At 71.5% G+C, this 19,505-nt stretch carries 19 protein-coding genes; 11 read left to right on the top strand and 8 right to left on the bottom strand.

Going from position 1 to position 19,505, the window contains the following annotated elements; all coding sequences use genetic code 11:
* Positions 1–32 precede the first annotated feature (32 nt).
* Entirely contained in the window at positions 33–1,046 is a 1,014-nt protein-coding gene (locus tag ACZ5K7_RS06915) for a GlxA family transcriptional regulator (RefSeq protein ID WP_351692299.1), read from the top strand.
* Between the two features lie 108 nt (positions 1,047–1,154).
* Here ACZ5K7_RS06915 and ACZ5K7_RS06910 read toward each other — a convergent pair whose 3' ends face one another.
* Complete coding sequence (locus ACZ5K7_RS06910; RefSeq protein WP_351692316.1) at positions 1,155–1,781, bottom strand: maltokinase N-terminal cap-like domain-containing protein; 627 nt, start codon at positions 1,779–1,781, stop codon at positions 1,155–1,157.
* A gap of 245 nt (positions 1,782–2,026) precedes the next feature.
* Here ACZ5K7_RS06910 and ACZ5K7_RS06905 point away from each other — a divergent pair, with 245 nt between their 5' ends.
* The gene (locus tag ACZ5K7_RS06905; RefSeq protein WP_468911355.1) at positions 2,027–2,890 is read left to right on the top strand and encodes a tetratricopeptide repeat protein; all 864 of its coding nucleotides are present in this window, start codon (positions 2,027–2,029) and stop codon (positions 2,888–2,890) included.
* Between the two features lie 474 nt (positions 2,891–3,364).
* Here ACZ5K7_RS06905 and ACZ5K7_RS06900 read toward each other — a convergent pair whose 3' ends face one another.
* A complete protein-coding gene (locus tag ACZ5K7_RS06900; protein ID WP_351692322.1) occupies positions 3,365–3,994 on the bottom strand; it encodes a TetR family transcriptional regulator in 630 nt (209 codons plus the stop codon).
* A 219-nt stretch (positions 3,995–4,213) separates the two neighbouring features.
* Between ACZ5K7_RS06900 and ACZ5K7_RS06895 the strand changes: the two genes are divergently transcribed.
* From ACZ5K7_RS06895 to ACZ5K7_RS06885, 3 genes are read left to right on the top strand one after another with little or no spacing between them, the layout of a single operon-like run.
* Entirely contained in the window at positions 4,214–5,668 is a 1,455-nt protein-coding gene (locus ACZ5K7_RS06895; protein ID WP_468911351.1) for a glycosyltransferase family 4 protein, read from the top strand.
* Positions 5,662–6,444, top strand: coding sequence for a class I SAM-dependent methyltransferase (locus ACZ5K7_RS06890; protein ID WP_351692328.1), 783 nt, complete (start codon positions 5,662–5,664; stop codon positions 6,442–6,444). Before ACZ5K7_RS06895 ends, ACZ5K7_RS06890 begins: the two co-directional genes overlap by 7 nt.
* Positions 6,441–7,511 carry a prenyltransferase/squalene oxidase repeat-containing protein gene (locus ACZ5K7_RS06885; protein ID WP_351692331.1) on the top strand — a complete coding sequence of 357 codons (1,071 nt, stop codon included), beginning with the start codon at positions 6,441–6,443 and terminating at the stop codon, positions 7,509–7,511. Before ACZ5K7_RS06890 ends, ACZ5K7_RS06885 begins: the two co-directional genes overlap by 4 nt.
* A 66-nt stretch (positions 7,512–7,577) precedes the next feature.
* Here the strand turns inward: ACZ5K7_RS06885 and ACZ5K7_RS06880 are convergent, their stop codons facing one another.
* Entirely contained in the window at positions 7,578–7,865 is a 288-nt protein-coding gene (locus tag ACZ5K7_RS06880) for a hypothetical protein (protein ID WP_351692334.1), read from the bottom strand.
* A gap of 134 nt (positions 7,866–7,999) precedes the next feature.
* Here ACZ5K7_RS06880 and ACZ5K7_RS06875 point away from each other — a divergent pair, with 134 nt between their 5' ends.
* Both ACZ5K7_RS06875 and ACZ5K7_RS06870 read left to right on the top strand, forming a co-directional pair.
* Complete coding sequence (locus ACZ5K7_RS06875; protein ID WP_351692337.1) at positions 8,000–8,560, top strand: hypothetical protein; 561 nt, start codon at positions 8,000–8,002, stop codon at positions 8,558–8,560.
* A gap of 153 nt (positions 8,561–8,713) precedes the next feature.
* On the top strand, positions 8,714–9,340 hold the full coding sequence (locus tag ACZ5K7_RS06870) for a hypothetical protein (RefSeq protein ID WP_468911346.1): 627 nt from the start codon (positions 8,714–8,716) through the stop codon (positions 9,338–9,340).
* Between the two features lie 37 nt (positions 9,341–9,377).
* Here the strand turns inward: ACZ5K7_RS06870 and ACZ5K7_RS06865 are convergent, their stop codons facing one another.
* From ACZ5K7_RS06865 to ACZ5K7_RS06845, 5 genes are all read right to left on the bottom strand, one after another.
* Positions 9,378–10,388 (bottom strand): LLM class F420-dependent oxidoreductase, encoded by a 1,011-nt coding sequence (locus tag ACZ5K7_RS06865; RefSeq protein ID WP_351692343.1) that lies wholly within the window; start codon positions 10,386–10,388, stop codon positions 9,378–9,380.
* A 98-nt stretch (positions 10,389–10,486) separates the two neighbouring features.
* Entirely contained in the window at positions 10,487–11,293 is an 807-nt protein-coding gene (locus ACZ5K7_RS06860; RefSeq protein ID WP_351692346.1) for a hypothetical protein, read from the bottom strand.
* A 246-nt stretch (positions 11,294–11,539) separates the two neighbouring features.
* Positions 11,540–12,448 carry an N-acetylmuramoyl-L-alanine amidase gene (locus ACZ5K7_RS06855; RefSeq protein WP_468911343.1) on the bottom strand — a complete coding sequence of 303 codons (909 nt, stop codon included), beginning with the start codon at positions 12,446–12,448 and terminating at the stop codon, positions 11,540–11,542.
* Between the two features lie 22 nt (positions 12,449–12,470).
* Positions 12,471–13,124, bottom strand: coding sequence for a class I SAM-dependent methyltransferase (locus ACZ5K7_RS06850; RefSeq protein WP_351692352.1), 654 nt, complete (start codon positions 13,122–13,124; stop codon positions 12,471–12,473).
* Positions 13,125–13,317: 193 nt separating this feature from the next.
* Complete coding sequence (locus tag ACZ5K7_RS06845) at positions 13,318–15,069, bottom strand: MFS transporter (RefSeq protein WP_468911341.1); 1,752 nt, start codon at positions 15,067–15,069, stop codon at positions 13,318–13,320.
* Positions 15,070–15,273: 204 nt separating this feature from the next.
* On the opposite strand from ACZ5K7_RS06845, the gene ACZ5K7_RS06840 reads away from it, so the two are divergent.
* From ACZ5K7_RS06840 to ACZ5K7_RS06825, 4 genes are all read left to right on the top strand, one after another.
* A complete protein-coding gene (locus tag ACZ5K7_RS06840) occupies positions 15,274–16,518 on the top strand; it encodes a lipid-transfer protein (RefSeq protein WP_468911338.1) in 1,245 nt (414 codons plus the stop codon).
* 103 nt (positions 16,519–16,621) lie between these two features.
* Positions 16,622–18,058: an MFS transporter gene (locus ACZ5K7_RS06835; protein ID WP_468911336.1), complete on the top strand. Its 1,437-nt coding sequence runs from the start codon at positions 16,622–16,624 to the stop codon at positions 18,056–18,058.
* A gap of 51 nt (positions 18,059–18,109) precedes the next feature.
* Positions 18,110–18,649 (top strand): SigE family RNA polymerase sigma factor, encoded by a 540-nt coding sequence (locus tag ACZ5K7_RS06830; protein WP_351692364.1) that lies wholly within the window; start codon positions 18,110–18,112, stop codon positions 18,647–18,649.
* Between the two features lie 26 nt (positions 18,650–18,675).
* Entirely contained in the window at positions 18,676–19,482 is an 807-nt protein-coding gene (locus ACZ5K7_RS06825) for a hypothetical protein (protein WP_468911333.1), read from the top strand.
* Positions 19,483–19,505: the final 23 nt, after the last annotated feature.

Below are 19,505 nucleotides of genomic sequence, written 5' to 3'. Positions count from 1 at the left end.
GCAAGATGGTCATAAACCCATAGAATCGTGCCATGGTCGCGCCCAAACCCTCCACCACCCCCAGCACCCCGCCGCACCGGGTCGTCGTCCTCGCTCTCGACGGCGTGTACCTCTTTGACCTGGGCATCCCCGAACGGGTCTTCGGCGGGGTCCGCTACGCCGGCATTCCCGGGGCGTACGAGGTGGTGGCCTGCGCCGCGACCGAGGACCGCACCGTCACGACCAGCACCGGCATCACCCTCACCCTCGACCACGGACCCGAGGCACTGGAAAGCGCCGACACGGTCGTCCTCCCGCCGTACGATCTGACCCGCTTCACGGCCGACCTGCCCGAGCCGGTCCGTGTGGCGCTCGCCCGCATCCGCCCCCACGCCCGCATCGTCTCCCTGTGCACCGGCGCGTTCACCCTGGCCGCCGCCGGGCTGCTCGACGGGCGGCCCGCGACCACACACTGGGCGCTCGCTGACGAGTTCCGCCGACTGTTCCCCCACGTTGCGCTGGATCCCGCCGTGTTGTTCGTCGACGACGGTGACGTGCTCACCTCGGCCGGTGTCGCCTCGGGGATCGACGCGTGCCTCCACCTGGTACGCCGCGACCACGGCAGCACCGTCGCCAACCAGGTCGCCCGGCAGTGCGTGGTCCCGCCCTGGCGCGAGGGCGGCCAAGCCCAGTTCATCGTCCAGCTCATACCTGCGGAGGGGAACGCCGGAACCGGCGCCACCCGAACCTGGGCCCTGGAACACCTCGACCAGCCGCTCGTCCTACGGGACCTTGCCGCGCACGCCCGCATGAGCCCACGCACCTTCTCCCGCCGCTTCCAGGAGGAGACCGGCACCAGCCCCGGCCGCTGGCTGACCCAGCAGCGGGTGAACCACGCCCGCCACCTCCTGGAGACCACCGACCTAACCGTCGACCGGATCGCGGCGGAGGTCGGCTTCGCCACCGGCAACTCGCTGCGGCAGCACCTGCACACGGCAATCGGGGTCTCACCCCAGGCATACCGAGCCACGTTCCGAGTCCGCGGCGAGCTGCCTGCCGAGGAGTGAGTACCTCACCCCATGAACGACGGCAGCGGTGCAGGCAAGGCCGGCGAACGACATGGCCAGTCCCACCTACGAGCCGCGCCCTGTCACCAACCTCTGTGGGCAGGACGACTAGCGAGGCTGAAGTGCGGCGAACAGTGCCCTGGCGCGCGTGCCGTCCGGTTGCTGCCAGGCTCCGGTGACATGCCCGGCCGCGTCGGCGGGCGGCAGCGAGCCGGGGGTCAGTACGCGGCGCAGCCGCAGGACCAGGCCGTCGTCCGCAGCGGCGAACTCGGTGCTCTCGTCGGTGTCGACGGGGGCACCGAAGCCGGGGAGCGGGCCCGCGCCGGTGTATCCGCGGGCGACCTCCCGGTCCGGGGTGTCGGTGATGCTCTGTGCCTGCGCCGCGGCACGCCCCTCGATCAGGGCGGCCAACTCGGCCGTCAGCACGGGGTCGTGGCAGCCGTCGTAGGCCCAGCGTGTACCGAGCACACCGTGCTCCATGGTGCCGACGAGAGCGTGCTCGGCGCCGTCGAGCGGGGCGGCGCGGTAGGTGAGCGGTACGAGATACGCGTCCGTGCCCTCGGTGGCGACCATGAACTCGATCCCGACCTCGCCCTCCGGGTCGTCGAGCCGGAACCCGCCGGCCTTCACCAACTCCGGTGCGGCGGGGCCGTGGTACCAGGGGCGGGTGGGGAGCCAGCCGGCCAGGAGCTCGACCTTGGTGGGCGTGATGGTGGTGCGGTGGATGAGTGCCATGGGGGAGATTCTCTGATCGGACGCGGAGCCCCGCCAGAGACTTTCCACCCCGGCGGCTGATCCGATAGACCAACACGACCCACCGATGCCCCGACCCCGGCCCGCCGACGGCCCGACCCCGGCCTGTCGCCGTTCCGGCCCCGACCTGCCGCCGCCCCGGCCTAGGTCTGCCGCCGCCCCGGCGTGGTCTGTCGGTGGCCTGGGATACGCTCCTGCCGTCCGGCGGGCCGATCAAGGTGGGGAACGTGCGCAAGTCCGAGGCCGAGGGCCTGATCAGCGAGGCCTACGAGGCCTGGGAGGCGGAGGAGTGGCTGGCCGCCGCCGCGCTCTTCGAGCGGGTCCTCGCACGGTTCCCGGACGAGGAGCGGAGCGCGGTGTGGTGGTACGACGCGGCGCTCGCCCACAAGTTCCTGCGCAACTGGGCGAAGGCCTACGCGCTGGGCCGCGAGGCCGCCGCCCGTGCTCCGCGCGGTGAGGGCGCCCCGGCGTTCTGGAACCTCGGCATCGCGGCCACCATCCAGGGCGACTGGGCCACCGCCCGGGCCGCCTGGGCCGGCTTCGGCATCGAACTCCCGGCGGGGGAGGGGGAGATCGACGGGCGGTTCGGGGCGGCCTGCGTGCGGCTGGACACCGGCGGCGAGCGGGAGGTCGTGTGGATCGACCGCTTGTGTCCCACGCGGGGGAGGGTGATGAACGTGCCAGTGACGGCGGGGCGGCGGTTCGGGGAGGTCGTCGTGCACGACGGCGAGCCCACGGGGCGCCGGGTGGTCGACGGCCGCGAGTTCCCCGTCTTCGACGAGCTGCTCCTCCTCCGGGCGTCGGAGCTGCCGACCCTTGAGGTGACGGTGAACGCCGGGGAGGTCGCCGACCTGGACGCGCTGATCGCCCTCTTCGTCGAGCACGACTTCGGCGCGGAACCCGCGAGCAGCCTGGAGATGCTCTGCTCCTGTTGCAGCGAGGGCACCCACGAACAGTCACGCAAGGTCCACGCGGGGGCCCAGCGGGTGTCCCTGGCGGCCCCAGAGGAAGAGGCCCGGCTGCTGCTGGAGCGCTGGGCGGGGGAGACCGCGATCGGTCGGAGCTGGAGCGGGCTGGAGACGGTGGGCTAGGGGCGCGGAGGGCTGGGCCGGCGGCCCGGAAACGCTCTCGCGTGCACCCGTATCAGGAAAAGTAGAAAAAATCCACCATTGGGGTGTTCCATCCCCTTCCGTGCGTTCTATGCTGGTATCAGCCTACGGGGCGAGTGAGGGAGTCCGAGCGGCGTAGCCGACTCAGGCGTGACGCAGATGCATCAGCATCCGCCAGTGCCGACGTCGACGGTCGGGCTGAGAGGCCGGAAGGCAGCGGTTGGGCTGGACGGCGACCCCCAGTACCTGATCCGGACCATGCCGGCGAAGGGAACCCGTCTCGTAGGTCTTCGCATGCCCGGCCTACGTCTCCGGCCCTCGCATGTCCGGCCTTTGCATGCCCGCCCGTCCCGGGTCCGGCTTTCGCATGCCCGGCCTTCGCGTCTCCGACCCTCGCATGCCCGGCTTCCGCGTGCCTGCCTTCGCGTGCCCTCCCGTCCCGGTGCCGTGTGCCCCCTACGGCTTCCCGCCCGGCTCCGTCAGGTCGATCAGCCGGCACACCGTCTCGATGTCGATCTTCACCTGGGCGATGGAGGCGCGGCCCGAGAGCCAGGTGATCAGGGCCGAGTGCCAGGTGTGCTCGATGACGCGGACGGCGGAGAGCTGGGCGGGGGTCGGGTCGGTCAGGCCCATCGCGTCCAGGATGATCGCCGTCGTCTGCCGGGAGACCTGGTCCACCTCGGGGGAGACGCTGCGGTCGGCGAAGGTGAGGGCGCGGACCATCGCGTCGGCCAGGTGCGGCTCGCGCTGCAGTGCCCGGAAGGCCCGCATCAGGGTCTCGGCGACCCGCTCGGACGCCGTCTCGCCCGCCGGCGGCTTCTTGCGCAGCGTGCCGTGCATGTGCTCCAGCTGGTCCTGCATGGTCGCGACCAGCAGATGGATCTTGGACGGGAAGTACCGGTAGAGCGTGCCCAGCGCCACCTGGGAGGACTCGGCCACCTCGCGCATCTGCACCGCGTCGAATCCGCCCCGGCTGGCCAGCTGGGCGCTCGCGTGCAGGATCCGGCGGCGCCGGGCCTCCTGCCGCTCGGTGAGCGGCGGGGTGGCCGATCTGGCGCCGATGTCCACCTTGGCTTCCGCAGGCATGGGTCCCGTCCGTGACAGTCGGTGAGGGCAGTGCTCAGGGCGAGTGATCAGACAGCATGGCAGGGGTCGCGTCGTGGCGCGAATCACCTGATCCACTGCTCACTCCGCCCCTACCTGCCGGTAGATTCAGAGCCTCTTGAACGATCAAGTCTGAAACTTGTTCTAGATTAGCGTCCCGGCGTAACCTCGCGGGAAAGTGCAGGGAGAAGGGGGCCCAGAGTGACCGCTGAGGCCAGGCGGGCGGGTGCCGACCAGGAACCCGCCGCCGACGGCGAGCGACCGCTCGACATCGCGCTCCTCACCTATAAAGGGAACCCGTTCTGCGGCGGCCAGGGCGTCTACGTACGGCACCTCTCCCGCGAGCTGGCCCGCCTCGGGCACCGTGTCGAGGTGATCGGCTCGCAGCCGTACCCCGTCCTCGACGAGGGCTACCCCGCGCTCAGCCTCACCGAGCTGCCCAGCCTCGATCTGTACCGCTCCCCGGACCCCTTCCGGACGCCCGGTCGGGACGAGTACCGGGACTGGGTCGACGCGCTCGAAGTGGCCACCATGTGGACCGGCGGCTTCCCCGAACCGCTGACCTTCTCGCTCCGCGCCCGCCGCCATCTGCGCGCCCGCGCCGGGGAGTTCGACGTCGTCCACGACAACCAGACACTGGGATACGGCCTGTTGGGGGACGTCGGCGCGCCTCTCGTCACCACCATCCACCACCCCATCACCGTCGACCGGCAGTTGGAGCTGGACGCGGCCGAGGGGTGGAAGCGGCGGTACTCGGTACGCCGCTGGTACGCCTTCACCCGGATGCAGAAGCGGGTCGCCCGCCGGCTGCCCTCCGTGCTCACCGTATCCGGCACCTCCCGCCAGGAGATCGTCGACCATCTCGGCGTACGCGAGGACCGCGTCCACGTCGTCCACATCGGCGCCGACACCGATCTCTTCGCGCCGAATCCCGCGGTACCGCAGGTGCCCGGCCGGATCGTCACCACCTCCAGCGCGGACGTACCCCTGAAGGGGCTGGTCTTCCTGGTCGAGGCCCTCGCCAAGGTACGGACCGAGCACCCCGCCGCCCACCTCGTCGTCGTCGGCAAGCGGCCCACCGAGGGGCCCGTCGCGCAGGCGATGGAACGTTACGGCCTGGCCGGCGCCGTCGAGTTCGTGAAGGGCATCTCCGACGCGGAACTCGTGGACCTGGTCCGTTCGGCCGAGGTCGCGTGCGTGCCGTCGCTCTACGAGGGCTTCTCGCTGCCCGCCGCCGAGGCCATGGCGACCGGCACCCCGCTGCTCGCCACGACGGGCGGCGCGATTCCCGAGGTCGCCGGACGGGACGGGGAGACCTGCCTGGCCGTGCCACCCGGCGACGCCGACGCGCTGGCCGCCGGCCTGCGCCGCCTCCTCGGCGATCCGGAGCTGCGGGTACGGCTGGGCCGGGCCGGCCGTGAGCGGGTGCTACGGCAGTTCACCTGGGCGCGCGCCGCGGAGGGCACGGTGGCCCGCTACCGCGAGGCGATCGCCACCGCCCCGAACCGAACCGGGACACACCCGGCGACTGCGACGGCTGCCCGCCCCGCGACCGCGGCTGTCGAACGCCCCGTGGTGCCGGCGGCCCCAGAGGTCGTCTCCCCGGACTTTGTCTCTTCAGAGGTTGTCAATTCCGAAGGCAGGGCTACGTGCTGACCGTCGACTTCTCCCGGTTCCCGCTCGCCCCGGGGGACCGTGTCCTGGACCTCGGCTGCGGGGCCGGACGCCACGCCTTCGAGTGCTACCGGCGCGGCGCCCAGGTCGTGGCCCTCGACCAGAACGGTGAGGAGATCCGCGAGGTCGCCAAGTGGTTCGCGGCGATGGAGGAGGCCGGCGAGGCCCCGGCCGGCGCGACCGCCACCGCCATGGAGGGCGACGCGCTGGCGCTCCCCTTCCCCGACGAGTCCTTCGACGTCGTCATCATCTCCGAGGTCATGGAGCACATCCCCGACGACAAGGGCGTGCTCGCCGAGATGGTGCGCGTGCTCAGGCCCGGCGGCCGGATAGCCGTCACCGTGCCGCGCTACGGCCCCGAGAAGGTCTGCTGGACCCTCTCCGACGCCTATCACGAGGTCGAGGGCGGGCACATCCGCATCTACAAGGCCGACGAACTGGTCGGGAAGATCAAGGAAGCCGGTCTGCGGCCCTACGGCAGCCACCACGCGCACGCGCTGCACTCGCCGTACTGGTGGCTGAAGTGCGCGTTCGGCGTCGACAACGACAAGGCGCTGCCGGTACGGGCGTACCACAAGCTGCTCGTCTGGGACATCATGAAGAAGCCGCTGGCCACGCGCATCGCCGAGCAGGCGCTGAACCCGGTCATGGGCAAGAGCTTCGTCGTCTACGCCACCAAGCCGCACCTGCCCCGGACCGATGCCGGGCCCGAGGCCGGGACCGGCACCCCCGCGGACACCGAGGTGGCCGCCAAGTGACCACCCCCCGGACAGAACACCTCGTCCTGCCCGGGGTCCTCACCGCCGGGCAGGCTGCCGCGACCGTCCGTGGCATCCTCGCCGTCCAGCGGGAGGACGGCGCGATCCCGTGGTTCCGGGGGCACCACCTCGACCCCTGGGACCACACCGAGGCCGCGATGGCGCTGGACGCGGCCGGGGAGCACACCGCCGCCGAGCGGGCCTACACCTGGCTCGCCGAGCACCAGAACGAGGACGGCTCCTGGTACGCGGCCTACGCCGACGGCGCGTACGACGACGTCACCGACCGCGCCCGCGAGTCCAACTTCGTCGCCTACATCGCCGTGGGCGTCTGGCACCACTACCTCTCCACCGGCGACGACACCTTCCTCGACCGGATGTGGCCCGCCGTCTACGCGGCCGTCGAATGGGTGCTGCGGTTGCAGCAGCCCGGCGGCGAGATCGGCTGGCGCCGCGAGGACGACGGGACGGCCACCGACGACGCGCTGCTGACCGGGAGTTCGTCGGTCCACCACGCGCTGCGCTGCGCACTCGCCATCGCCGAGCAGCGGGAAGAGCCGCAGCCGGACTGGGAGTTGGCGGTGGGCGCGCTGCGGCACGCGATACGGCGCCACCCGGAGCGGTTCCTGGACAAGGACCGCTACTCGATGGACTGGTACTACCCGGTGCTGGGCGGGGCGTTGACGGGTGCGGAGGCGGGTGCGCGGATCGAGAAGGACTGGGAGCGGTTCGTCGTACCCGGGTTCGGGGTGCGGTGTGTCGTACCCAATCCGTGGGTGACGGGCGGCGAGTCGGCCGAACTCGCCCTCGCGCTGTGGGCGGTGGGCGAGTCCGACCGGGCGCTGGAGATCCTGCAGTCCATCCAGCATCTGCGGGACGCGGAGTCGGGGCTGTACTGGACCGGATACGTCTTCGAGGACGACGCGATCTGGCCGCGGGAGCTCACCACGTGGACGGCGGGGTCGCTGTTGCTGGCCGTCGCCGCGCTCGGGGGGCATGACGCCACGTGTGCGGTGTTCGGGGGAGCGCAGCTTCCCGCTGGGCTCGAGGTGGACTGCTGCGCCTGACGGGGCGGGGATTCTGGGGTACGGCGGGTACGGCGGGTGCGGCGCCGTGGGGGCTGGTCGCGCCCCTCAGTGCCGCTGCATCCGGTTGGCGATCGCGTGGCCGATGAACAGGTAGACGACCGCCGCGAGGCCGTATCCTGCCACCACCCTCGCCCACGCCTCGTCGAAGGTGAACAGGTCGCGTGACCAGCCTGCCAGCCAGGCGGCCGCGTTGTGGATGAACTGGACCAGGCTGTTCGCGCGGTTCGCGTCCAGCAGGTACATCATTATCCAGAGGCCCAGTATGAGGGCCATGATGTCGGCGATGACCGCGACGACCGTGCCTGCCTGATTGTGACGATATCGAGGGGACATAACCTTCGGGTTGCCGTCGATCGGTCCTTGAAACCCGAAGGGGTTCCCCCGAGTGGCGCAGCGCCGCCATCTGGGTGAGGCTGCCGGAGGAAGCAATCGCTCGGGGAGGACATCGAGACACACGGGAGGACCCCGTGCCCGTACCGATACGGCGCCTGGTCGTCGCGCTGACCCTCTGCTGCGCACTCGTCGCCGGCGTGACCGCATGCAGCAGCACTCAGAGCAAGTCCACCGACACCGGCATGGCCGCGGCACCCGTGGCCGACACGCCCAGTCCGAGTACGTCCGCCGAGAAACAGAAGTTCGCGAAGACCCGGTTCATCGCGAACGCGTCACTCGCGGCCGGCGCGACCTACCAGTGGATCGTGAAACCCTGGAAGGCCGGCAAGTTCAAGAAGGGCGCCCACGGCCGCACCTTCGCCCTGATCAAGGCCGGTCTCGCGGGCACCTTCGCCTACAACCGGCTGCAGGCCGCCAAGCGGAACGCCCAGGGTGATCCGCTGCTGTCCAAGGCCGTCGCGCCGCTCTCGTCCGGCATCGACGCGCTGAAGGATCTGCCGTCCAAGCTCCGCAAGGGCGACGGGAACGCGGCCAGTTCGTTCAACGACGTCATCAACAACGTGAAGGACGCGGGGAAGAGCGCCGGCGCCCCGGTCACCAACCAGGTGCCTTCGACGTCTCAACTCACCCACTGAGAAATGCGGTTCGGGAACGGCGCCGGTGTGTCTGAGGGGCGTACGCCTGAGGCTCGACTCGTTCGCCCGGTGTTCGGCCGGAGTTGACGCTTCCGGCGGAGACTGTTCGAGGCGGTCCCCGATGATCCTGCCCCCGGAGCGGCAGGAGTGCAGGTGTCCGACTCCAGACCCGTCACCGCCGACGAGCCCCGGCTCGGCCTCGGCCGAAGACCCCGGCGCCGTTTCCCCCGCCGCGTCCTGCTCGCCCTTCCGCCGGCCCTCGCCGGCCCGCTCTCGCTGCTGCTGCCCGTGGACGCGCCCCGGCCCTACCACGGCATCGTCACCGTCGAGGCGAAGATGGCCTCCAAGTCGGACTTCTTCAAGGACGCCGAGGTCCGGCGGCTGCTGCTCAAGCACGGCATCCGGGTGGACATCCACCGGCTCGGCTCCCGGGGCATCGCCACCCAGTCCCTCAAGGGCATGGACGTGGTGTTCCCGTCCGGCCAGCCCGCCGCGAAGATGATCCTCGACCGGCAGCGGGGCGTGAGCGCGCAGTCTGCCCGCCCCCTCGTCACCCCGTTGGTCCTCGCGACCTTCCGGGAGTACGTCGAGACCCTGGTGAAGGCGGGGGTGGCCGGCCCCCAGCCCGGCTCGGACGCGGTCTCCGAGGTCCGCGAGGAGTTCCAGGACGCGGAGTACTCCGACGGCGTCGAGTTCCAGGCCCGCTGCCTGGCCAAGGTGCGCAGCTGGAACCGCCGGGCCCGGGAGCTGACCCTGGACCCGCTCGCCGTCTTCCGCTGAACTGTCTCTGCGCTGTCTGTGAACTATCCCTGACGGGTCAGGAGTTGAGCTCCGCGAGGACCCGCAGGGTGTGCGGGTCGGGGGCCAGCGCCAGCAGGTCGGTCACCGGGCCCTTGCGCCACGACTCCAGCCGCTCGGCGATGCGTTCGCGCGGGCCGACCAACGAGATCTCGTCGGCGAACGCGTCCGGCACCGCCAGCACGGCCTCCTCGCGCCGCCCGGACAGGAACAGCTCCTGGATCCGCCGCGCCTCCTCCTCGTACCCCATGCGCGCCATGAGGTCGGCGTGGAAGTTGCGGGCCGCGTGGCCCATCCCGCCGATGTAGAAGCCGAGCATGGCCTTCACGGGCAGCAGCCCGGCGGCCACGTCGTCGCAGACCTTCACCTGGGCCATGGGGGCGACCAGGAAGCCCTCCGGCAGGTCGGCCACCGCGGGCCCGTACACCTCGGGCCGGCTCGGCGCCCAGTACAGCGGCAGCCAGCCGTCGGCGATCCGGACCGTCTGGGCGACGTTCTTCGGCCCCTCGGCGCCGAGCAGGACCGGCAGATCGGCCCGGAGCGGGTGGGTGATCGGCTTCAGCGGCTTGCCGAGACCGGTGGCGTCAGGCCCCCGGTACGGATGGGAGTGGAACCGCCCCGCCGACTCGACCGGCCCCTCCCTGCGCAGCACCTGCCGTACGACGTCCACGTACTCCCTGGTCGCGGTCAGCGGCGACGTCGGGAACGGGCGGCCGTACCAGCCCTCCACGACCTGCGGCCCGGACAGGCCGAGCCCCAGCATCACCCGGCCTCCCGACAGGTGGTCCAGGGTCAGCGCGTGCATCGCGGTGGTGGTCGGCGAGCGGGCCGCCATCTGGGCAACGGCCGTACCCAGCCTGATGGTTGTCGTCTGCGCGGCGATCCAGGTGAGCGGGGTGAAGGCGTCCGAGCCCCAGGACTCCGCCGTCCACACCGAGTGGTACCCGAGCCGCTCCGCCTCCCGCGCCAGCGGCACATGGTCGGGGGAAGGCCCCCGCCCCCAGTATCCGAGCGCCAACCCGAGCCGCATACGAGCCTCCTGACGTCACGTCAGACGATCGATGGACGACTGTACGACAACGGCCCCCCGCCCGGAAGGGCGAGGGGCCGTGGCTGGCCTTCGGCGGATCAGCCGCGCTGGATCCCGGAGGTGTCCTGCAGCACGCCGCGGCGGCCGTCCTGGGTCTGCGCCACCAGGGCGCCGCCGCGCTGCTCGACGGCCAAGTACCAGGTGCCGGGCGCCAGTTCGGCGATCGGCGCGGCCGAGCCGTCCTCCGCGAACAGCGGCCGGGCCACCGGGACGGCGAACCAGAACGGCGAGAAGTCGGGTGCCGGGGTGGCCGGCTGCTGGTGCGCGGCGGCCGGGGGCTGCTGCTGGCCGAACGGCTGACCGGTCTGCGGCTGGGCGCCGTACGGCTGGCCGGGCTGCGGGGCGGCGGCACCGGGGTAGCCGTAGCCGCCGGGGGGCTGGGCGCCGTAGGGCTGCGGGGCCGGCGGCTTGGGGGCCGGGACCAGGGCCGCCTGGAGGGCCGGGACCAGCGGGGTGGCGATCGCGGCAGCGGCCGCGACCAGCGTCGCGAGCAGCCCGAGGATCAGACCCGAACCGGCGCCGATGTCGACGGTGTTGAGGTCGTCGAACGCGCCCAGCGGGTCGATGGTCGACCAGAGCGCGGTCCACAGGGCGAACACGGTGAGCCCGACGCCGATCTGGCCCAGGTCGAGACCGACGAACTTCAGCGGCTGCGGCAGCGCGCGGGCGAGGACGATCAGGACCACGCCGGCGATCCCGCCGACGTACATGCTCATCACCAGGCCGAGGTTGTCCCAGGCGTTCGGGCCGGACTTGTCGAACGTGTTGAGGAACGACGCGATGAAGAGCAACACCGCTGCTCCGATCAGCACGCCGTCGCCTCTAGTGAGGGAGCGGATATTCACTTCAGGTCCTTCGCAGGTCGTCTCGTCGGCGGAGGAGGCGTCGCACGTGGCCTCTCACGGTAGGTAGGAAGGACACTATCGTCCGGCCGATCAGGCTGTCCGCCCGGTCCTGCCCGCCGATGTCTACTCCGCGCAGGAAACTCACGATTCCGTTACCCGAGTCCCAGTGGCCCTCGGGACGGGACGGCCGGGCCGCGGTGGGAACCTCCCGCTCGCTCGGCGGGTGCGGGACCGCTCAGCGGTCGTCTACCTGCTGAGGAAGTCCGTGATGCCGTCCGAGATACCCTGCGCCGCCTTCTGCCGCCAGGCCCCGCTGGTCACCAGTGCCGCGTCCTTGCTGTCACGCATATTGCCGCACTCGATGAACACCTTGGGAACCGTCGACAGATTGAGACCGCCGAGATCCTGGCGTACGTCGAGACCGGTGCCGTTGCCGACGTAGTTGGACGGGGAACTGCCGGTCGCCTTCGCGAAGTCGCTCTCGACGTGCTCGCCGAGGGTGCGCGAGGGGCCGACGATCGGGCGGGTGTCGGCGGTGCCGGAGTGCACGGACGCGGGCAGGATGACGTGGAACCCGCGGTCGCCCTCGGGCGCCCCGTCGGCGTGGATGGAGATGGCCGCGTCGGCGTGCGCGTCGTTCCCGATCTTCGCCCGCTGGTCCACGCAGGGTCCCCAGACGGGCCGGTCCCCGTCATGGGTCAGTTTCACCGTGGCGCCCTGCTTCTCCAGCAGCGTCCGCAGCCGGTGCGCGACGTCGAGCGTGAACCGCGCCTCCGAGTAACCGGCGTTGGTGGCGGTCCCCGTCGTGTCGCACTCCTTCCAGTTCGTCCCGATATCCACCTTCTGGTTGATCTCGGACGTGTGCTGGAAGTTCCCCGGGTTGTGCCCCGGGTCGATGACGACGACCTTGCCCTTCAACGGGGCAGCGGCACTGGGGCTGGGCACCTTGGCGTCATCGCCGGGCGACACGGGCGCCGACCTGGGGGTCGCCGCGTCCGCGTCCCCGCCACCACTCCCGCCGGGCTTCCCTACTCCCTCGAACACCACCCATCCGAGCAGCGCACCGGGTACGAGCGCGGCGAGAGCGACGGTCATGGGCGCCCGCCGGGAGCGCCGCTGCTGCTGGGAATCGAATTCCGGGCCTGTGTACGACACGTCTGCGACTCTAACCGCGCCCTCAGATCCCCGCCTCCGTTCGCCGCAGGACCCGCAGCGAGTCATGCGCCGAGACCTCCGTGAACGCGCCCGACTCCAGGGCGCGGAGGTAGACGCGGTAAGGGGCCTGGCCGGTGAACTCGTCCTTCGGGTCCGGGAAGACGTCGTGGATCAGCAGGAGCCCGCCTTGGGCCACATGGGGGGCCCAGCCCTCGTAGTCGGCGGTGGCATGCTCGTCGGTGTGGCCGCCGTCGATGAAGACGAACCCGAGGGGCGAGTTCCAGAACGCGGCGATCTGCGGGGAACGGCCGACGACAGCGACGACGTGCTCTTCGAGCCCGGCCCGGTGCAGGGTGCGCCGGAACGTCGGCAGCGTGTCCATCAGCCCGAGCTCCGGGTCGACCGTCTCCGGGTCGTGGTAGTCCCAGCCCGGCTGCTGCTCCTCGCTGCCCCGGTGGTGGTCGACGGTGACAGCGGTGACCCCGGTGGCGCGCGCCGCGTCGGCGAGGAGAAGCGCGGAGCGCCCGCAGTACGTCCCGACCTCCAGGAGCGGGAGGCCGAGTTCCCCGGCTTCGACGGCGGCCGCGTACAGCGCCAGCCCCTCGTGCACGGGCATGAACCCCTTGGCCTTCTCGAACGCGGCGAGGATCTCGGGCTGGGGCGCGGCCGCGGCCATGGGGGTCCTTTCGGTCGTACGACGTTCTCGACGCCCCATGCTGCCGCACCCCCTGCCGGAGTCCGACAGGGGGTGCGAAGGAAGCGGCGTGCCCCGTCAGGGGCGCGGGGCGGTGTCAATGTGCGGCTCCGCCGCGTGGGCGCGACCAGCCCCCACGCACCCGCGGTCGCCGAACGGCAGACCGCGAACGCCGCTAGGCGCTCACCGTCTCCCCCGGCAACGAAAGATCCAGATCCACCGCCCGCTCGTCCCCCGCATGCGACGCCGAGGAAGCCAACGGCCCATGCCCCGCCGCCTTCGCGGCCAGCACGTACGCCCCCTCGGTCGGCACCGCCAGCGCATACGTGCCGTCGTCGCCGGACAGCGTGGCGCCCGCCTGCCGCCCCCTGCGGTCGATCAGCGTGACCTTGGCGCGGGCCACCGGAACGCCCGCGGCGTCCAGCACGCGCCCACGGAAGCCCCGCAGCACTTCCTCGGCGTCGGCCAGCACCGCGTCCTCGTCGCTGCTCGCCCGCAACTGCGTGTGCTGCGCGGCCTCCGCCGCCGGCGTGCTCCGCTTCGGCAGCAGCAGGGCAAGGACCAGGCCCACGGTCACCGCACCCGTCGCGATCAGGAAGGAGACCCGGAAGCCGTGCATGGTCGGGATGGCGACGCCGCCCACGTTGTTCGCCGTGTTGGCCAGCACCATGCCGATGACGGCGCTGGACACGGACGTACCGATGGACCGCATCAGCGTGTTGAGACCGTTCGCCGCGCCCGTCTCCGACGCCGGCACCGCGCCGACGATCAGGGCCGGGAGGGACGAGTACGCGAGGCCGATGCCGGCGCCCAGCACCACCGCGATGACCAGGCTCTGCCAGGCCGCGCTCATCAGGCCGAGGCCCGCGCCGTAGCCGATGCCGATGATCAGCATGCCGAGGATCAGGGTGGTCTTGGGGCCGTACTTGGCGGACAGCCGGGCGTAGATCGGGGCCGTGAACATCATCGTCAGGCCCAGCGGCGCGACCAGCAGACCGGCGGTGACCATCGACTGGCCGAGGCCGTAGCCGGTGGCCTTCGGGAGCTGGAGCAGCTGCGGCAGGACCAGCGAGACGACGTAGAAGCTGACGCCGACCATGATCGAGGCGAGGTTGGTGAAGAGCACCGCCGGGCGGGCCGTGGTGCGCAGGTCGACCAGGGGGGCCTTGACCCGCAGCTCCATCACTCCCCACAGGAGGAGCACGACGGCGGAGGCGGCGAAGAGGCCGAGGGTGGTGCCGGAGGTCCAGCCCCAGTCACTGCCCTTGGTGATCGGGAGGAGGAAGAGGACCAGGCCGACGGAGAGACCGATCGCACCCAGGACGTCGAACGTGCCCTCGGCGCGCGCCGGGGACTCCGGTACGGCGAGGAGGGTGAGGGCGATGGCGATGACGCCCAGGCCGGCGGCGCCGTAGAACAGGGCGTGCCAGTCGGCGTGCTGCGCGACCAGGGCCGCGGCGGGCAGCGCGAGGCCGCCGCCGACGCCGATCGAGGAGCTCATCAGGGCCATCGCCGAGGCGAGCTTCTCGCGCGGCAGCATGTCGCGCATCAGGCCGATGCCCAGCGGGATCGCGCCCATGGCGAAGCCCTGGAGGGTGCGGCCGACGATCATCGTGAGCAGTTCGCTGGTGAGTGCGCTGATCAGTGCGCCCACCACCATCACGGAGAGGCTGAATATCAGCATCCGCCGCTTGCCGTACAGGTCGCCGAGGCGGCCCATGATCGGAGTGGCCACGGCACCGGACAGGAGCGTCGAGGTCAGGACCCAGGTGGCGTTGCTGGGCTCGGTGCCCAGCAGTTGCGGCAGGTCCTTGATGACCGGAACGAGCAGGGTCTGCATCACCGCGACCACGATGCCCGCGAAGGCGAGTACCGGGACCACGGCCCCGCTCGCGCCCCGGGCGGACTGGTCGGTCGTGTGCGTCATTGGGTGAGGCCTCCGGGCCAAGAGAGTGACGGGAAGTGCGCGAAGAGACGGATCCGGCATCGGATAAGTGGTGGGTAAACCTCGTATGCACAGGCAACTATTCCGTTGCTTCGAGCTGCTAACGAATTCTTGACCGTCCCATGGGTTTCTGATCCGCAGTCAGGCTCTGGTCAATTTGTGGAACGTGTTCTAGTCTCACGCGCCATGAGTGCCACGAGGAGTGCCGTGAGTGCTGGGAAGGCGTATGTCGCCGGGGTCGGAATGACCCGGTTCGAGAAGCCCGAGACCCGTGACTGGCAGTACTGGGACATGGTCCGGGAGGCGGGCGGGTCCGCGCTCGCGGACGCGGGCATCTCGTACGCCGATGTGGAACAGGTTCCTGTCGGTTACTGCTTCCAGCCTTCCACCGCCGGCCAGCGCGCCGCCTATGAACTGGGTCTCACCGGCGTCCCGGTCTACAACGTCAACAACAACTGCGCCACCGGCGCCACCGCCCTGATGCTGGCCCGCCAGCTCGTCGAGGGCGGGGCGGCCGACTGCGTCCTGGCCCTCGGCTTCGAGAAGATGAAGAAGGGCGCGCTCGGAAGCGGCGCGGACAGCGGGGCCCGCGGCGGAGCCGCTGATGACTGGAGCGCCACCTCTCCCGTCGCCCGGCACTACGGGATCATGGCCGCCCGGCACGGCTTCGAGATGACCCCGCCCACCGCGCAGATCTTCGGCGACGCGGCCCGCGAGCACATGGAGCGGTACGGCACCACCGACGCGCAGCTCGCCGCCGTGGCCGCCAAGAACCACCGGCACTCCGCGCACAACCCGTACGCCCAGTTCCAGGACGTGTACGACGTCGCCGGCATCCTCGCCGCCCGCACCGTCCACCGCCCGCTCACCAAACTCCAGTGCTCGCCCACCTCCGACGGCGCGGCGGCGGCCGTGGTCGTCTCGGAACGGTTCGCCGAGCGGCGCGGGCTCACCGGCCTCGTCGAGATCGTCGCGCAGGCGATGACGACGGACACCGAGGAGTCCTTCGCCTCGGGCTCGTGCATCGACGTCGTCGGGCAGCCGATGTCACGGGCGGCGGCCCGTCAGGTGTACGACCGCTCGGGACTCGGCATCGAGGACGTCGACGTCGTGGAACTGCACGACTGCTTCTCCGTCAACGAGCTGCTGACCTACGAGGCGCTCGGCATGTGCCCGGTGGGCGAGTCGGGCAAGCTCGTCGAGTCCGGGGCGACGACGTACGGCGGCCGCTGGGTGGTGAACCCCTCCGGAGGGCTCATCTCCAAGGGGCACCCGCTCGGCGCGACCGGCCTCGCGCAGACCGCCGAACTGGTGTGGCAGCTGCGGGGCACCGCGGGGGAGCGGCAGGTGCCGGGCGCGCGGGTGGGGCTCGCGCACAACATCGGCCTGGGCGGGGCGGCGGTGGTGACGATGCTCCGGAAAACGGTGTAGGCCATACGGCCGTGAAGGGCGCGGCGCGGGGCGGTGTAGGCCGTACGACCGAGGGCCAGGTGGGCCGAAAAGCCGATGCAAGGACCGTAACCGGCTTGAGAGCATGACAGTCATGCTCGAAGCCGCGGACACCTCACGCATATCCCGCCGTACCGCGCCCCCCACCTGGCTGGTGGTCGCGCTGGCGTGTGCCGGGCAGTTCCTGGTCGTGCTCGACGTGTCCGTGGTGAACGTGGCTCTGCCGTCGATGCGCGCCGACCTGGGGCTGAGCGCGTCGGGCCTGCAGTGGGTGGTGAACGCGTACGCCATCGCCTTCGCCGGGTTCATGCTGCTCGGCGGGCGGGCCGGTGACCTGTACGGCCGCAAGCGGATGTTCCTGGTCGGGCTCGCTCTGTTCACGCTGGCCTCGCTCGGCGGCGGCCTCGCCCAGGACGGCTGGCAGCTGCTGCTCGCCCGGGCCGTGCAGGGGCTGGGCGCGGCGGTCCTCGCACCCTCGACGCTGACCCTGCTCACGGCCGCCGTGCCGGAGGGCCCGGCCCGGGCGCGGGCGATCGCCACCTGGACGGCGGTCGGTGCCGGCGGTGGCGCGGCCGGCGGGCTGGTCGGCGGGGTGCTGGTGGACACGCTGTCCTGGCGCTGGGTGCTGCTGATCAACGTGCCGGTCGGCGCACTGGTCCTCGCCGGGTCCGTGCTGTGGCTGACGGAGAGCCGCGCCGGAGACGGACGGCGGCTCGACCTGCCCGGCGCGCTGCTGGTGACGGCGGGCCTCGCGACCCTGGCGTACGGCGTCTCGCAGACCGAGGCCAAGGGGTGGGCGGCGGCGGGCACCGTGGTCCCGCTGGCCGCCGGGCTCGCGCTGCTCGGGCTGTTCCTGGCCGTCGAGGCGCGTACGGCGGCCCCGCTGATGCCGCTCGCCCTGCTGGGGCGGCGGACGGTGGCGTCGGCCAACGCGGCCATGCTGGTGTCCGGGTCGGCGATGTTCTGCATGTGGTACTTCATGACGCTGTACGCCCAGAACGTCCTCGGCTACTCCCCGCTGGAGGCCGGCTTCGCCCTGATACCCAGCTCGGTCGCGGTGCTCGTCGGCTCCAAGACGGCGCCCCGGCTGATGCGGCGGGCGGGCGCGCGGCCGGTCGCGGTGGCGGGCACGCTGGTCGCGGCGACCGGGTTCGGCTGGCAGTCGACCATGGGCCCGCACGGCGCCTATACGACGGCGATCATGTTCCCCGGGGTCCTGATGATGCTCGGCGCCGGCCTGGCCGCGACCCCGCTGGCCGCGCTGGCCACCTCCGGGGCGGCGCCGGGGCAGGCCGGGCTGCTCTCGGGGCTCGTCAACACCTCGCGCACGATGGGTGGTTCGCTGGGGCTCGCGGTGATGTCGACGGTCGCGGCGTCCCGGACCGGCACGGGCGGCGGGGCCGCGGCCCTGACCGAGGGGTACGCGCTGGCCTTCCGCAGCAGCACGGGGGTGCTGCTGACCGGGGCGGTGCTGATGCTGCTGTGGCTGCCGGGAAGAATTTCGCCGACGCCCGCCGGATGAGGCAACGATCCGGGCGGCTCGTGGACTCCTCTTTACATCTAGGAGGTGCCCATGGGGGAACGGGAGAACGCTCGGAACGAGGAGTTCCAGAGCTTCATGACCGGCCGCTGGCCGCGGCTGATGCGTACGGCATATCTCCTCACGGGGGAGCAGCACGCCGCCGAGGACCTGGTCCAGTCGACGCTCGAGCGGGTCTTCGTGGCCTGGCGGAAGGTCGGTTCGGCCGATGATCCGGAGGCGTACGTACGGCGCGTGATGATGAACGCGCACGCACGCAGGCACAGAAGGAAACTCAAGGAGTTCCTCGCGCCGAAGGACGACTCGGGCCTGGTGCGCGAGGTGCCCGACACGGGGGACCGGATCGCCCAGGCCGACGACCGCAGCGCCCTGCTCAAGGCGCTCGCCCAACTGCCCGTGCGGCAGCGGGAGGCGGTGGTGCTGCGCTACTGGGAGGACCTGACGGAGACTCAGGCGGCGGAGGCGATGGGCTGCTCGGTCGGCACGGTCAAGAGCAACGCGGCCAAGGGGATCGCGAAACTCCGTGCCATACCGGGACTGGCCGAGATGGTGACGCAGGGAGGGCGCGGGTGATGAGCGGGAATCGGGAGAACCACGGCATGACACAGACGGAGTCGGACATCGCCCTCCTCCTCGCGGAGGCCACGGACGGGGTCGAGATCGGTATAGCCCCCGTACAGGCGGTCATCCACGGCGGCCGACGGCGCAGGGCCCGGCGCTGGGCGGTGGCGACGGCCACGGCGGTGGCGGTACTGGCGGGGTCGGTGGGAGCGACCCTGGCGGTGACCGGCGTGCCGGACGGCGGACACGGGGACCGGCGGACGAACGTGGCGAAGCCGCCGGCGTCGGCGGAGGCACGGCACGTCTACGAGCCGCAGCGAACCCAGCTGTCTCGGGGTTCCTCCCAGGGCGAGGCGTGGAGCGTCGATGTCCAGGTGTGGGGAGCACCGCGCAACGAGAGTGAGGCGGACCGGCAGTTCGACACCATGGCCGAGCGGGGGCTGAAGCCGGCCGGTGTCCACAAGCCCGCCGATCTGATCGGCAAGATCTCCTACTTCGCGACCCGGAGCTGGGGTGAGGACCGTCCCCAGCAGCTCATGTACAACACCGTCCGCACGCTGGAGTCCTTCTCCGGCACGGACCTGGAGGCCTTCGCCACCCGCTTCTCGCCCGACGACGCGAAGTCGGAGCGGCTGGTGATCGGCGAGGTCGCCAAGACGGTTCAGGAGGTCACCTGCCGCTGGAAGGACGGCACGGCCGGCGTGGCCCGCCTCACCGTGGGCTTCTCGGCGCACGACCACCCGAACGCGATCCGCGCGGTCGACGGCTACCCGACGGCGAACTGGTTCGTCTGCCTGGCCCCGCAGGGCACGGCCTACAAGCTGGCGGAGGTGACGGCGAAGTAAGCGGGCGGGCCGGGCCGGCGGGT

Source organism: Streptomyces sp. NPDC031497 (genome assembly GCF_055580905.1).
The sequence above is the reverse complement of the archived record's forward strand: the minus strand, read 5'-3'. Positions and strand labels throughout refer to the sequence as shown.